The 14074-nt window shown below is 76.0% G+C and carries 11 protein-coding genes; 6 read left to right on the forward strand and 5 right to left on the reverse strand.

Going from position 1 to position 14074, the window contains the following annotated elements; all coding sequences use genetic code 11:
- Window positions 1-149 precede the first annotated feature (149 nt).
- Both D459_RS0116080 and D459_RS0116085 read right to left on the reverse strand, forming a co-directional pair.
- Window positions 150-1817, reverse strand: coding sequence for a bifunctional 3'-5' exonuclease/DNA polymerase (locus D459_RS0116080; protein WP_017594037.1), 1668 nt, complete (start codon window positions 1815-1817; stop codon window positions 150-152).
- A gap of 92 nt (window positions 1818-1909) precedes the next feature.
- Window positions 1910-2428: a MarR family transcriptional regulator gene (locus D459_RS0116085; RefSeq protein WP_017594038.1), complete on the reverse strand. Its 519-nt coding sequence runs from the start codon at window positions 2426-2428 to the stop codon at window positions 1910-1912.
- Window positions 2429-2498: 70 nt separating this feature from the next.
- Here D459_RS0116085 and D459_RS0116090 point away from each other — a divergent pair, with 70 nt between their 5' ends.
- Window positions 2499-3707: an FAD-dependent oxidoreductase gene (locus D459_RS0116090; RefSeq protein ID WP_017594039.1), complete on the forward strand. Its 1209-nt coding sequence runs from the start codon at window positions 2499-2501 to the stop codon at window positions 3705-3707.
- 108 nt (window positions 3708-3815) lie between these two features.
- Here D459_RS0116090 and D459_RS0116095 read toward each other — a convergent pair whose 3' ends face one another.
- Window positions 3816-4721: a 2-hydroxyacid dehydrogenase gene (locus tag D459_RS0116095; protein ID WP_017594040.1), complete on the reverse strand. Its 906-nt coding sequence runs from the start codon at window positions 4719-4721 to the stop codon at window positions 3816-3818.
- 262 nt (window positions 4722-4983) lie between these two features.
- Here D459_RS0116095 and D459_RS0116100 point away from each other — a divergent pair, with 262 nt between their 5' ends.
- On the forward strand, window positions 4984-5595 hold the full coding sequence (locus tag D459_RS0116100; protein WP_017594041.1) for a PadR family transcriptional regulator: 612 nt from the start codon (window positions 4984-4986) through the stop codon (window positions 5593-5595).
- Here D459_RS0116100 and D459_RS0116105 read toward each other — a convergent pair.
- Window positions 5565-6383 (reverse strand): TrmH family RNA methyltransferase, encoded by an 819-nt coding sequence (locus D459_RS0116105; protein ID WP_017594042.1) that lies wholly within the window; start codon window positions 6381-6383, stop codon window positions 5565-5567. The genes D459_RS0116100 and D459_RS0116105 overlap by 31 nt on opposite strands.
- Window positions 6384-6505: 122 nt before the next feature.
- Window positions 6506-7081, reverse strand: a complete 576-nt coding sequence (locus tag D459_RS0116110) for a hypothetical protein (protein ID WP_017594043.1) — start codon at window positions 7079-7081, stop codon at window positions 6506-6508.
- Between the two features lie 316 nt (window positions 7082-7397).
- Here D459_RS0116110 and D459_RS0116115 point away from each other — a divergent pair, with 316 nt between their 5' ends.
- From D459_RS0116115 to D459_RS37365, 4 genes are all read left to right on the forward strand, one after another.
- The gene (locus D459_RS0116115; RefSeq protein WP_017594044.1) at window positions 7398-9128 is read left to right on the forward strand and encodes a substrate-binding domain-containing protein; all 1731 of its coding nucleotides are present in this window, start codon (window positions 7398-7400) and stop codon (window positions 9126-9128) included.
- 173 nt (window positions 9129-9301) lie between these two features.
- Window positions 9302-11065 (forward strand): substrate-binding and VWA domain-containing protein, encoded by a 1764-nt coding sequence (locus tag D459_RS0116120; protein WP_017594045.1) that lies wholly within the window; start codon window positions 9302-9304, stop codon window positions 11063-11065.
- Window positions 11066-11275: 210 nt separating this feature from the next.
- Entirely contained in the window at window positions 11276-11992 is a 717-nt protein-coding gene (locus D459_RS31805; protein WP_017594046.1) for a hypothetical protein, read from the forward strand.
- Between the two features lie 71 nt (window positions 11993-12063).
- A complete protein-coding gene (locus D459_RS37365; RefSeq protein ID WP_026120444.1) occupies window positions 12064-14010 on the forward strand; it encodes a hypothetical protein in 1947 nt (648 codons plus the stop codon).
- The last annotated feature ends 64 nt before the right edge of the window (window positions 14011-14074 follow it).

Raw genomic sequence — 14074 nt, forward strand, 5'->3', positions numbered from 1 at the left:
CGGAACCAACCGAATCCCCTGTGCCGCAGCGGGAGCGGCCGCCGGACGCGTGCCGCGGGCGCCGGAGAAGGGCAAAGCCTCTTGGACCCGCGTTGACCCGCCGCCGCTCCGCCCGCCGGCCCCGCCCCGGTCAGCCGGCACCGCCCCGGTCAGGCGTCGGCGTAGCAGTCCACCACGGACACGTCGAGCGGGAACCGGACCGGGCTCTCGCCGAACATCACCCGGCCCGCCTCGTCGGCGGCCCGCCGCGCCAGGTCCGCGGTCTCTCCGGCCAGCCGCGCCGGGACGTGCATGACCAGCTCGTCGTGCTGGAAGAAGACGATCTCCGGGCGGCCGTCGGAGCCGTCCATCCCGGCCAGGCCCCGGCGGACCGCGGCCATGAGGACCAGCGCCCACTCCGCCGCGGTGGCCTGCACGGTGAAGTTGCGGGTGAACCGGCCGCGGCCGCGCGCGGCGCCGCCGGCGTCCGGGCCCCCTTCCGCGACGGTGTTCCGCCAGCCGGGCGAGGGCGGCGGGCAGGTGCGGCCGAGCCAGGACCGCACCAGGCCGCCGCGCTCCCCCTCCTCCGCCGCCCGGTCCAGGAAGCCGATGGCCCGCGGGTAGGCCCGGCGCAGCACGGCCAGCAGCGGCGCGGCGTCCCCGCCGGTCTGGCCGTACATGGCGGCCAGCAGCCCGATCTTGGCGCGCTGCCGGTCCCCGCCGAAGGCGCCGGCCAGCCGGGCGTACAGGTCGTCGGCGCCGGCCGCCCGGGCCAGCGCGGCGTCCCGCGAGACCGCGGCGAGGATCCGCGGCTCCAGCTGCCCGGCGTCCGCGCTGACCAGCCGCCACCCGGGGTCGGCGACGATGGCGCCGCGCACCGCCTTGGGGATCTGCAGGGCGCCGCCGCCGCGGGTGGCCCAGCGCCCCGACACCACCCCGCCCACCACGTAGTCGGGGCGGAACCGGCCGCTGCGCACCCAGGCGTCCAGCCAGGCCCATCCGTGCGCGGAGTGCAGCCGGGCGAGCTCCTTGTACCTGAGCAGCGGGCGGACCGCGGGGTGGTCCACCGCCCTGAGCACCTCGGAGCGGGTGGAGGAGACGTCGTGCCCGGCGGCCGCGAACGCCTTGAGCAGCTGCGCGGGCGAGTCCGGGTTGACCTCCCGGCCTAGTGCGGCGGAGACCTCCTCGACCAGCCCGGCGAGGACCGCGGGGCGGGCCCCGGCCGGCGGCCGCGCGCCCAGCTGCGCGGTGAGCAGCCGGTCGTGCACGGCGGCGCTCCACGGGATGCCGGTGCGCCGCATCTCCGCGGCGGCCAGCGCGCCGGCCGACTCCACCGCGCACAGCAGCGCGAATCGGCCGGGGTCGGGGAGGCCGCCGATCCGCCGCCACTGGTCGGCGTGGACCTCGGCGAGCGCGGCCAGGCGGTCGGTGCCCGGCGGCAGGGTGCCGCTCTCCGCGGCGAACAGCGCCGGCTGCTCCTCGCCGCCGCGGCCGGCCCGGCGGACCGGGTCCGGCGGGACCTCCCGGCCGTGCAGCCGCGCCCAGGCGGCCCCCAGCGCGTGCGGTTCGCCGAACCGGCCGGCGTGCGCGAGCAGCAGCGCCTCGACCAGTCCGACGTCGTGGCAGCGGCCGACCTGCACCCCGCGGCCGAGCAGCGGCGGGTAGGCCTCGGAGGTGTCCGCCCACACCCAGCGGACCGCCTCCGCGCCGCCGGCCTCCCGCTCCGCGACCCCGACGGCGAGGTCACCGGTCTCGGCGGCGGCCCCCCGCACCCCGGAGGGGTCGAGCTCGGCGAGCCGCCCGCCGCCCTCCCCGTCCGGGTCCACCGCGATCCGCATGCTCCCAGTCTGGTCCTGGGCACCGACGTTTTCCCACCGTCCGCCCGTTCTCTCCCGGTCCGCTCGGCGGGGAGGGCCCGGGGCCGGAGGGGTCAGCGCTCGGGGGGCTCCTGGCCCTGCAGTTCGGCGGTGGCCTCCAGCTGGCGCCGGGCGGCCTCCTCCATGAACCCCGCGACCAGTTCGAGCTCGGCGTCGGTGTAGTGGCCGCAGAGTTCGGCGAGGCGGCGCAGCAGCCCTTCGAACAGCTCGACCCGGCCGTCCTCCAGGCCCGGGGCCGGCTCGACCAGGACCCGGCGGCGGTCGGCCTCGTCCCGGACCCGGCGCAGGAGCCCGCGGCGCTCCAGCCGGTCGAGCACGCCGGTGATGGAGGCGGGCTTGAGGCCGGAGCGGCGGACCAGCTCCCCCGCGGAGACCGACCCGGCGGCCTGGACCAGCCCCAGGATCTTCCAGTCCGTGGCGCCCAGCCCCAGCCGGGAGCTGAGTTCGCCGTGGTAGAGCACGGCGGCGTCGCTCATCGCCCGGCCGGCCTCGGCGACCCGGTGCAGCACCCCTTCGCGCGGACCGGCGGCCCCCTCCTCCGGTTCCGGCCGCCCCTCTGCGGAATCGGCCATTGACGGCCCCTCCCCTTCGCCTTATATTTCGTTCGAACGAACTAAATAATAACACGAGGAGTGACCCGCCATGAAGGTCCTGATCATCGGCGCCGGCATCGCCGGCCCGGTCACCGCGGCCGCGCTCGGGCGCGCCGGGATCGAGGCCGCCGTCTACGAGGCGCACGACGGCCCCGCCGAGCACCTCGGCTCCTTCCTCAACCTGGCCCCCAACGGCCTGGCCGTGCTGCGCTCCCTCGGCATGCTCGGCACCGTCCTGGAGTCGGCCGTCTGCCCCAGCACCGCCATCGAGTTCGCCAACGGCTCCGGCCGCCGGCTCGGCCGGCTCGAAGACGGCTCCACCGAACTGGAGGAGGGCCTGCAGACGGTGCTCATCATGCGCGGCGCGCTCCAGGCCCGGCTGGCCGAGGCCGCCGCCGCGCAGGGCGCCCGCCTGGAGTACGGCAAGCGCCTCACCGGTTTCGAGCGCACCGGTTCCGGGGTGTCCGCGCACTTCGCGGACGGCACCCGGGCCGAGGGCGACGTGCTGCTCGGCGCCGACGGGCTGCACTCCCCGGTCCGCACCGCCATGGACCCGGGCGCCCCCGCGCCCGACTACACCGGGCTGCTCAACTTCGGCGGGGTGGCGCACGGCGTCCGCGCCGCGACCCCGCCCGGCACCGTCCGGATGGTCTACGGCTCCCGCGCCTTCTTCGGCCTGCAGACCGCGCCCGGCGGCGCCGCGTACTGGTTCGCCAACCTGCCGCACCCGGAGCCGCCGCGCGGACCGGAGGCCCCCGGCCCCGAGCACTGGCGCGCCCTGCTGCTGGAGCGGTTCGCCGGCGACCTGCCGGAGATCACCGAGGTCCTCTCCGCGAGCCCGGTGCGGGACTTCACCGCCCACGGGACGTACGACATCGCGTCCCTGCCGCGCTGGTGCGACGGCCCCGTCGGGCTGCTCGGCGACGCGGCGCACGCCGTCTCCTCCTCCAGCGGGCAGGGCGCCTCGATGGCGATCGAGGACGCGGCCACCGTCGCCCGCTGCCTGCGGGACGTGCCCGGCCCCGCCGAGGCGCTCCGCTGCTACGAGCGGGTGCGCCGGGACCGCGTCGAGCGGGTCGTCGCCGAGGGCCGCCGGCGCGGCGCGCCCAAGCTGGCCGCCGGGCGGCTCCAGGTGCTCCTCCGCGACCTCATGCTGCCGGTGCTGTTCCGGACGATCTCGCTGCGCAAGGGCCACTCGTGGATGTTCGACCACCGGATCGACTTCGACCGGGACGTCCGCGAGCAGCTCCCCGCCTGAGCCCGCCCCTGCCCGGGGAAGGCGCGGAGCGGGCGCCCGGGGACCCCGAAGGCCGCGGCCCCGGCGGCCGCCCGCATCGGCGCCCCGCCGAAGCCGCGCCGCCCCCGCTCAGCGGGTTCCGGGCCGGACCACGTTCTCCAGCGGTTCGCCCGCGCCCCAGCGGCGGAGCTGGGCGTCGACGAACGCGCGCGCCCTGGGATAGAAGGTGTCCGACCCGCCCGCGACGTGCGGGGTGATGAAGACCCCGGGCGCCCCCCACAGCGGGTGCTCGGCGGGCGGCGGCTCCGGGTCGGTGACGTCGAGCGCGGCGCGCACCCGGCCGCCCTCCTTGAGCAGGGCGTCGGTGTCCAGCACCGGGCCGCGCCCCACGTTGACCACCAGCGCGTCGTCGCGCAGCAGCGCCAGCTCCTCCGCGCCGATCAGCCCGCGCGTCTCCTCGGTGAGCGGGGCGATCAGCACGACCACGTCGGCCTCCGGGAGCAGCCGGTGCAGCTCGGAGACCGGGTGCACGCCCTGCTCGGGCCGGGCCCGGCGGGCCACCCGGACCACCTCGCACTCGCACGGCGCGAGCCGCGCCTCCAGTGCCGCGCCGATGCTGCCGTGGCCGACGATGAGCACCCGGGAGCCCGCCAGCGAGCGGGTGTAGTGCGGCGCCCAGGTCCGCGCCGCCTGGTCGGCGGCCCACCGCGGCAGGTCCCGCTGGGCCGCCAGGATCAGCGCCAGCGCGTGCTCGGCGGTGCTGGCGTCGTGCAGGCCGCGCCCGTTGCACAGCTCCACCCCGTCGGGCAGCGCCGGCAGCACGTGCTCGTAGCCCGCGGTGAGCAGCTGGCAGACCCGCAGCCGCGGCATCCGGGCCAGCAGGTCCACCCGCTGCGTGCGCCCGTAGGGCATCACGTAGAAGACCGCGTCGGACAGCCCGGCGGGCTCGCCCTCCCCGTCGAAGAGGACGCCCTCCGCCCCGTCGGGGACGCTGCCCAGGTTCTGCTCCCAGGGCACCAGGACCCGGTCGGCCATGCTCTCTCCTCGGTCGCGCTCTCCCGCCCCGGCGGGGCGGTCCGGGCGCGCAGCGGCTCCCCCGCCCCGGCCCGCGGTCGGCACCGAAGCTACCAGTGGCGCCGCGGACCTCCCCGGACGGTTCCCCGCCGAAGCGATGATCATGACGCTGCGGCCCCATAAAGGCGCATTGGCAGGGCCGCGGCGCCGAGATCATCGGGGAGAGGGGGCGGCGCGGGCGCTTCGGGACGGGCGGGCCGCCGCGGGCCCCTAGAGTGATCGCATGCCGACCCGCGACGCCCCCGGACCGCGCGCGAACCTGCCCGTCAACGCCTGGGCCATCCTCGGGCTGCTGTCCTTCGGCACCGAGCTCACCGGCTACCAGCTGCGGCAGTGGGCGGAGAACGTGCTCGGGTTCTTCCACAGCGTGCCGGCGATGAGCCAGATCTACACCGAGCTGCGGCGGCTGGAGCAGCACGGCTACGCCCGCGGGGCCGAGGAGGAGGCGCCCGGCGGCCGGGCCCGGCGCGCCTACCGGATCACCCCCGAGGGGCGGGCCGCCCTCGCCGCCTGGATCGACGAGGAGCCGGTGGAGCAGCCCACCGCGCGCAACGGGGCGATGCTCCGGCTCTGGCTGGGCGCCCACGCCTCGCCGGAGCGCCTTCGGGGGATCCTCCGCGAGCACCGGGACCGGTCCGAGGCGATGCGCGCCGACGCCGCGTTCTCGCACCGGGTCACCGGGCAGGAGTACCCCGGGCACCCCTACGCCTCGCTGGTCACCTCCTGGGCGGAGCGTCGCTACGCCGCCGAGCGGGACATCGCCGAGCAGGTCCTGGCCGAACTGGAGCGGTTGGAGGCGGGCGGTCAGGAGGAGGCCGGGCGGACCAGCTCGTAGCAGGCGATCGCGGCCGCGGCGGTGACGTTGAACGAGTCCACGTCGCGCCCGGCCATCGGGATCCGCACGCACGCGTCGGCCTGCTCCATCCAGCGGTGCGACAGGCCCTCGCCCTCGGTGCCCAGCAGCAGCGCGGCCGGCCGCCCCGCGCCCTCCGCCACGGCCTCGCCGATCGGCACCGACCCGGGCGCCGGGGTGAGGGCGAGCGTGCGGAAGCCCTGCTCCCTGAGGCGGGCGGGGGCGCCGTACCAGTCGTCCAGCCGGGCGTAGGGCTGGCTGAACACCGCCCCCATGGACACCTTCACCGAGCGGCGGTAGAGCGGGTCGGCGCAGCGCGGCGAGAGCAGCACCGCGTCGATGCCCAGCCCGGAGGCGCTGCGGAAGATCGCCCCCACGTTGGTGTGGTCCACCACGTCCTCCAGCACGACGGCGGTGCGCGCCCCGCGCAGCACCTCCGCCGGCGAGGGCAGCGGCCGGCGGTGGAACGAGGCCAGCGCGCCGCGGTGCAGGTGGAAGCCGACCAGGCCGCGGGCGACCTCCTCGGAGACCACGTACAGCGGCGCGTCGACCCCGTCCAGGGCGCCGTCGAGGGCGGCGCGGCGCCGCTCGGTCAGCAGCAGCGAGCGCGGCTCGAACCCGGCGCGCAGCGCCCTGCGGATGACCTTCTCCCCCTCGGCCATGAACAGCCCGTGCTCGGACTCCAGGCTCTTGCGGAGATTGACGTCGCGCAGGTCGACGTAGTCGGCCAGGCGCGCGTCGCGCGGATCGGCGACCTCGATGGCGTGCATCCCCCCATTCTCCCGCCCCGCGGACACGGACCGGGCATCCCCGATGATCTCGACGTTGCGGCCCCATCAGAGCGCGCTGATGGGGCCGCAACGTCGAGATCATCGGGAGAAGGGGAGGCGGGTCACTCCATCGGTTCGAGCAGCGGGAGGAGGCGCTGCCAGCGGACCTCTTCGCAGGAGTCGGCGCGGTTGAGGGCGGTGTCGATCTCCTCGCCCTCCCACTCGCCGGTGATGCGCGCCTCGCCCGGCCCGTAGGCGCGGTCGGCGTCGCACACCGCCTCCGCCGGGACCTCGTCGAAGAGGCCGACCTCGGTCTCCTGCTCCTCGGGCTCCGCGGCCTCCTTGGCCTCCTTCTTCTGCTCCTCCGCGATCGCGGCCAGCTCCCGGCAGAGGGCGGGGTCCTCGACCGCGTCGCCGGTGCAGGTGAGGTTCTGGATGTAGGCGCGGTCCTCGGAGGAGACCTGGATCTGCAGGCGCCCTTCCGGGGAGTCCACCGCCGGGGGCGCGGCGTCGCTGGAGGAGTCGCTGACCATGTCGAGCTCGCTGCCCTGGGGCTGGTCGCTCGGCGTGCTCGCGGGCATCAGGGAGACGCCCGCGATGAACGCCCATACCAGGGCGCCTCCGGCGCACATGGCGCCCAGGACGGTGCTGCCGACGGCCCGCCGGGGGGTCCGGGGGCGGAGGTTCTGCTTGGCCATCGCCGCCACTCTTCGCGTTCGGACGTTCGGACACCGGCACTACAGCGGGAAGACTCCGCCCCGCCCGGTTTTGTTCTCGCGCCCCCCGAGAGCACCGCGCGCGGGCCTGGAGCGGGCCGGTTTCGAGGGGTCCGGCCCTGCGTTCCACTGTCCGCCGCGGCGTGCTCTCCGCGAGATTCGGGCGTGTACCGATCCCGCATACTAACCGTCCTCGAGCCGGGCGGTGACACTCGGTCCGCTTCCAGCCCCGCTCTTCTCCTCGATGCCTACCAGGCAGTAGGGTCGCGCCAAGCACCGCGCACCCCCCGGAGAACATGTGTCAAGCGGCCGACACCGTCTCGAACGGCGCACCCCCTCGCGCTTCCGCCTCGCCCTGGCCTCCCCGCTGGGCATCACCGCCACCGCGGTGGCGGCCATCGTCCTGCTCAGCATCGCGGTCCCGGTGGGGATCCGGCTGTCCGGCTGCGCCCGCACCGACTACCTGCGCATCTCCGGGACGCTGAGCATGGCGCCGGTGCTGCGCGCCGCCGCCGACGAGTTCAACTCCGAGGAGCACGTCTACGACGGGACCTGCGTGCTGGCGCAGGCCGACGAGACCGCCCCGCACCGGATCATGACCGAGCTGGCCGGCGGCGCGATGAACGGCGCCTCCTCGGTCCGGCCGGACGTGTGGGTGCCGGAGTCCTCCGCCTGGGTCGAGCTCACCCGGGTCTCCGAGACCGGGGCGCAGAACATCGAGACCTCGCCCCGCTCGCTGGCCGGCTCCCCGGTGGTGCTGGCCGCGCCGGAGGGCGCCGAGGGCCTGCCCGACCCGGGGGAGGCCGGGTGGGACCTGGTCCTGCCCGGCGGCCGCGAGCCGGACCGGCCGCTGGTGATGGTCGACCCGAACCGGGGCGTGGACGGGATGGCCGCCATGCACGCGGTCCGGCGCGAGCTGGGCGGCGGCGACGAGGCGGACGCCGACATGACCGACTTCGTGCGCGACGTCCAGCTGGACACGGCCTTCGGCGAGATCGACCCGGCCGGCGTCTACCCGCTCGGCGGGGCGCAGGAGCGGGCGGCGCTGACCGTGCTGCCGGAGCAGGCGGTGGCCGCCTACAACTCCCGCTCCCCCGAGGAGCCGCTGGAGGCCCTCTACCCGGAGGAGGGCACCGTGCTGCTCGACTACCCCTTCGTCACCACCGGGGACGACCCGCGGATGCGCGCCGCCGCCGACGACCTCTACTCCATCCTGCAGCGCGACTCCTACCGCGAGCGCCTGCGCGGGCTGGGCTTCCGCGACCCGGACGGCACCGCGGCCGAGGCGCTGGCCGAGCTGCCCGGGATCGACCCGGAGGGCCCGGAGACCCACGCCGACCTGACCGGCGACGCCCTGCTGGCCTCGCTGGACGACTGGAACCGGCTGTCCATGCCCTCCCGCACGGTGGTGCTGGCCGACGTCTCGGCGGCCATGGCCGAGGACCTCGGCGGGGACGGCCCGTCCCGGCTGGAGGTGACCCGGGACGCCGCGCGGCTGGGCCTGTCGCTCTTCCCCGACGAGACCGACATGGGGCTGTGGCTGATCTCCGACTCCTTCGGCGGGGACGGCCGGCAGGACGCCCAGGACCTGGGGCGGCTGGACGAGGCGGTCGGCGAGGGCGGCGCGACCCGCCGCGAGGAGCTGCAGGGGGTCGCCGAGGAGATCGAGGTGGCCGGCGGCGGCTCCCGGCTCTACGACAACATCCTGGACGCCTACGAAGAGGTGAGCTCCGACTACGACGAGGACAAGATCAACTCGGTGATCGTGCTGACCGCCGGCGAGGACGGCGGGTCCAGCGACATCTCGCACGGGGAGCTGGTCGCCGAGCTGCAGGACCGGTTCGACCCGGAGCGGCCGGTCACCATGTTCATCATCGCGTTCGGCGAGCAGTCCGCCCGGGAGGAGCTGGCGGAGATCGCCGGGGCGACCAGCGGCACCCTGTCGGTGACCGACGACCCCGGCGAGATCGGCGACATCTTCCTCAGCTCCATCTCGCGGCGGCTGTGCGTCCCGGACTGCGGGAGCTGACCCGCCCGCGCGGCACCCCGGAACCCGCACCCCTTTTGACCTGACATTTCACCTTTTTTCGGACATTCGCTAACCTTCCGAGACGTAGACCACACCGGCCCGCGGGGGCCGTCACCCTCCCCTCTCCTCCCCGTTCTCCCGTACCGACTCACGAGCACACATCGAGGACCACCTTGGGACGCCATCGCGGAAAGTACGAAGACGAGGAAGGCGGCCGGCCCCGTACGGAAGGCCGCAGCCGGCGTCGGCGGCGGCGCGGCGGAGCCTTCGCGGCCCTCGCGGCGGCGTTCGCGATCCTCGTCGCGGTCGCTCTGACCGGCACCTACATCTTCATGAACCAGAGCGGCTGCAGCGGCCAGGACATCACCCTCGACGTCGCCGTCAGCCCCGAGCTCGCCGCCCCCGTGCAGGCCGTGGCCGGCGACTTCAACGACGCCAACCACGGCGTCGACGGCCAGTGCGTCCGCGCCAAGGTGCGCGGCGTGGAATCGGCCGACGTCGCCTACGGCATCACCGGCGGCGGCCCCACCATGGGCGACACCGAGTCCCAGGTGTGGATCCCGGACTCCTCGCTGTGGGTCTCCTTCGTCCAGGAGCAGTCCGGCGAGGGCGGCGTCACCGACTCCGGGACCTCCATCGCCTCCTCCCCGCTGGTGCTCGCCCAGCCGCAGGACGCCGAGGAGACGGAGGAGCCGTCCTGGTCGGCCCTGGTGCCCACCGCGGCGCCCGCCGCCGACTCCTCCGGCAACGAGGTCCGCCTGGTCGACCCGGTGCGCAGCTCCTCCGGCCTGGCCACCCTGGCGCTGATCTCCAACACCATCGACGACGCCGACCAGGAGGGCCGCCCGCAGCTGGTCGCCGCCCTGCAGTCGCTGCAGGAGGGCTCCGCCCCCACCGAGGAGGCCGCGTTCGACGCCTTCGCCGAGCAGAGCTCCGGCGACGGCGCCGACCCGGTACTGGTCCTCTCCGAGCAGGCCGCGCTCCGCTACAACCACGACCACGGCGACGCCCCGGCCCGGGTGAGCTACCCCGAGGGCGGCTCCTACAGCCTGGACTACCCCTACGTCACCCGGACCGACGACCCGCTGACCACCCGCGCCGCCGAGGTGTTCCGCGGCGCGCTGACCCAGCAGGCCGCCCAGGACCGGTTCCTCGCCGAGGGCTTCCGCAGCGCCGACGGCGAGGCCGACCCGGAGGCGCTCCCCGAGGACCAGGGCTTCTCCAGCAAGGCGCCGAAGAGCCTGCCCACCCCCAACAACGAGACCGCGCAGCGGCTCACCCAGGCCTGGAACCAGTTCAAGCTCGGCACCCGGCTGCTCACCATCATCGACGTCTCCGGCTCGATGCTGGAACCGGTTCCCGGCACCGGCACCAGCCGGATGCAGGTCACCGCGGCCGCCGCCAAGCAGGGCCTGTCCCTGTTCCCCGAGTCGACCGAACTGGGCACCTGGGAGTTCTCCACCGCCCTCGAAGGCGACAAGGACCACCGCGAGCGGCTGCCGATCAAGGAGCTGGGCGGCGAGTCCGAGGGCGGCGCCACCCACCAGGAGGCGATCGCCTCCGACCTGGACCGGATCGAGCCGGTCCCGGACGGCAACACCGGGCTGTACGACACCTACCTGGCCGCCTACCGGGAGATGGCCGCCTCCTACAAGTCCGACCGGGTCAACGCGATCCTGATGCTCACCGACGGCAACAACGACGACCCGGACGGGATCTCGCTGAAGCAGCTGCTGTCGACCATCGAGGAGGAGTCCAACCCGAACCACCCCATCCCGGTGTTCACCATCGCCTTCGGCCCCGGCATCGACCTGGAGCCGATGCAGAAGGTGGCGGAGCTGACCGGCGGCGAGGCCTACCAGACGGAGAACCCCGCCGAGATCGGCGACATCTTCCTGCGGGCGTTCTCCCAGCGGCTGGAGGGCGCCGAGGGCTGAGGCCCCGGCCGCACCCGGCCCCGGGCCGCCCCTCCCCGACCGGACGGGAGGGCGCGGCCCCGGGCCCCGGCCGCGCCGCGCCGGCCGGAGATCCCTACCGATACATCACCCTTCCCCCTCCAATGGGGCCTATGGACTTCTCCTTCCCACTCGCGTAGGCAGAACGTACTCACAAGAGCGGTTGTGGCGTGCGTCTGGAGGGTGGCGACCATGGCCAACGCGTGGATGCCGGAAGCGGGGCGGGTGAAGTGCACCTTCGCCGCCGGGGGAACGTTCCTCGGCGGAGCGCCCCGGGCGGTCTGGCGCACCACCGAGACCGACCCCCGGGTGCTGTCCGCCCGCTCCGTCGCCCAGCGGCTGGACGGCGACGGGCGCAGCGCCCACCTGGTGTGGAACCCGTTGCACGGCGACGTCGCCCAGCTCCTCCCGGCGACCGCCCCCGCCGGCGGCCAGCTCTCCCCGCCGCCCGGCGGCGCCTCCCGGTCGATCCCGGTCGACGCCTCCGCCGACCCGGCCCGCGAGGGCCGCACCTGCCTGGTGATCGTGGTGGTCGGCCGCGCCGACGAGCCGTTCACCGACGGCCCGCTCGCCGGCGCCGGGCCCCTGCTCCGCTGGCTGGACTCCTGGGGCGTCCCGCAGTCCTGGCCCGGGGGGACGCCGCCGGCCTCCGACGGCCCGCGGCCGGCCCCGGCCGACGCGTGGAGCCGCGGCGGCCACTTCGGCGCCTCCCAGGTCCCCGGCTGCCCCGACCGCGGGCCCGGCGCCATCGACACCGGCCTGCTGCTCGGCGCGGCCTCCTCCGGCGGCGGACCCCCGGCCCCGCCGTCCGCGCGCCCGCTGCTCACCCCGGCCCTGCCCGCCCCGCTCTACCCTGCAGAGCACAGCGACAACGGCACCGCGCCCCCGTCCTACGCGGCCCGGCCCTGAGATGGATCCCCGCGGCGGCCGCCCCCTGCCACCGGACCTCACCGGTCCGAAAACCCTCTAGTCTGTGCGCCATGGGTGGATCGATCGAGCCAGGCTGGTACCAGGACCCCAACGGCGGTGACGGCCGGCTCCGGTGGTGGAACGGCCAGGAGTGGACGCAGCACGTCCGCTCGCTGTCGGAGCTGCGACCGGACCCGGGGGGCGCGGGCGGAGACGAGGAACCGACTGCCGACCTGAGCTCCGGCTCCCCCGGCGAGCAGACCATCCCGACCGCGGACGGCGGCCTGGGGGCCGGACCCGGCGAGCAGACGATCCCCTCCTCCGACGCCGGCCTCGGCGACGACCCCAGCACCATGCGCATCGACCCCGCCGCGCACCGCCCCGCGGCCCGGCCCTCCTACGAGGAGGAGCCGAGCACGATGCGGATCGACCCGCCGCAGCGGCCCGAGCCCGGCCTCGGCGACGACCCCAGCACCATGCGCATCGATCCCGGCGCGGTGCACCCGTCCCCTCCGGCGGCCTCCCCGTTCCCGCCGGACCGGCAGGCGCCCTCCGACGCCGGCCTCGGCGACGAGCCCAGTACCATGCGCTTCGACCCGGCCGCCGCGCAGCGGCCGGCCGCCGACGAGGACGTGCCCACCGCCGACCTCGGCGGCTCCACCATGCGCATCGACCCCGGCGCCGGGTACCGGCCCGGTGCCGACGAGGAGCAGCCGACCGCGGACCTGAGCCCGTCGGCCGGCTCCACCATGCGGGTCGACCCGTTCGCCGACAACGACGAGCCCACCAACGACCTCACCGGGCACCGCACCGGCTCCGGCGCGGGCACCGGCGGGCAGGCGCCGCCGAGCACCGCGGTGTTCAACCCCGACGACCCGGAGCTCGCCGCGTTCGGCGGCGGGGCCCCCTCCGACGACGAGCCCAAGAAGAAGGGCGGCTTCAACCGCTTCCTCGGCGACCTGCGCGAAGGCCTCAGCGAGATCAGCGAGGAGCGCAAGAAGCAGAAGGAGGAGCAGCGCCAGCAGGCCGAGGAGGAGGCCCGCAAGAAGGCGGAGGAGCAGCAGAAGAAGGCCGAAGAGCAGCAGCGCCTCTACGAGGAGCAGCGCCGCGCCTACGAGGAGCAGCAGCGGGCCGCCCAGGAGGCGGGCGGCGCCGCCCCCGAGGGCGGTCCGGGCGCGGCCGGCGCCGCGCCCGCCGGCTTCCCCGGCCCGGACGCTCCCCCGTTCCCCGGCCAGGACCCGGCGCACTCCGGCCCCGGCGCGCCCCCGTTCCCGCCCACCGGCGGGCAGCAGCCGTTCCCCGGCCCGCCGTCCGGAGCGCAGCAGCCGTTCCACGGCGGCCCGTCCGGTCCGCAGCAGCCCCCGATGGGCGGCGCCCCCTCCGGCCCGCCCGGCTTCCCCGGCCCGGGCCCGCAGCAGCCGGGCGACCCGAACCTCCCGCCGCCCGGCCCCTACGGCCCGCCCGGCGGCCCGATGGCGCACCCCGGCGGCCCCGGCCCGCAGCCGGGCCCCGGCGCGCCCCCGTTCCCCGGCCCCGGCATGCCTCCCGGCCCGCCGGACCCGGGGCGCCCCCCGTCCGGCCCGCAGCCGCCGTTCGGCGGCCCGTCCGGACCGCACCACGCCGACCCGTACGGGCCCCCCGGCCCCGGTGGTCCCGGCGGCCCCGGCTTCCCGCCGCCCGGTCCCGGTCCGGACGGCCCTCCGCCCGGCTTCCCCGCGCCCTACGCGGGCCCCGGCGGCCCCGGAGGCCCCGCCCCGGACGCCCCGCCGCCCGGCCCGTACGGCCAGCCGTCGCCCTACGGCCCGCCCGGGGGCCCGGCCCAGGCGCCGCCGCACAACCCCTCTCCGGAGCGGGGCAGGCGAAAGAAGAAGAAAGGGGGCTGCGGCTGCTTCGGATGCGGCATGTTCATCGTGGTACTTCTGATCGTGCTGTTCGTCGTCGGCGTGGTCCTGCAGTACACCGACACCCTCGACATCATGTGGCTGGTGTTCGGAGTGGACGTCTTCGAGTACCGGTAGGCGCACGCACCGGGGCGGGGAGAGCGGCCGGCCCCCTGCCCCGGCCCGCCCGGGGCCCGCAGCG

It is taken from the genome of Nocardiopsis potens DSM 45234 (assembly GCF_000341105.1).
Classification (GTDB): domain Bacteria; phylum Actinomycetota; class Actinomycetes; order Streptosporangiales; family Streptosporangiaceae; genus Nocardiopsis_A; species Nocardiopsis_A potens.